The organism is Halomonas sp. AOP5-B2-8 (assembly GCF_052376475.1).
GTDB lineage: Bacteria > Pseudomonadota > Gammaproteobacteria > Pseudomonadales > Halomonadaceae > Vreelandella > Vreelandella casei.
Map to the genome: position 1 here is coordinate 1 of NZ_JBQSVS010000019.1, position 409 is coordinate 409.

Consider the following 409-nt stretch of genomic DNA (forward strand, 5'->3'; position numbering starts at 1 on the left):
CCTTATAGCGACTACAGCGCAGCGACTTATCAATGGTCACGAAACGTTCACAAACGGTATTTAAGGTGAAGAAGTAGTACTAAATGGTGGAGCCAAGCGGGATCGAACCGCTGACCTCCTGCGTGCAAGGCAGGCGCTCTCCCAGCTGAGCTATGGCCCCATTAACACATAACTTTTCCGGGTAATTTTATTCAGAACAAGGCATTTTATGGCGAAGCATAGCCTGCTATGCGAGTCATAAAATAACGCAGTGCTGGATAAAATTTGGTGGGTCTGGGCAGACTTGAACTGCCGACCTCACCCTTATCAGGGGTGCGCTCTAACCAACTGAGCTACAGACCCGGCTATTCAGCCATTACAGATCTTGGGAACCTGTAGCAACTAAATTAACTACCGTTTGCTCTATCAC

Annotated in this window: 2 tRNA genes; both read right to left on the reverse strand. The window is 48.2% G+C overall.

Annotated elements, in window-relative coordinates:
- Positions 1 to 84: 84 nt before the first annotated feature.
- A tRNA-Ala gene (locus tag ACT3RP_RS17885) sits at positions 85 to 160 on the reverse strand.
- A 105-nt stretch (positions 161 to 265) separates the two neighbouring features.
- Positions 266 to 342, reverse strand: a tRNA-Ile gene (locus ACT3RP_RS17890).
- Between the last annotated feature and the right edge of the window lie 67 nt (positions 343 to 409).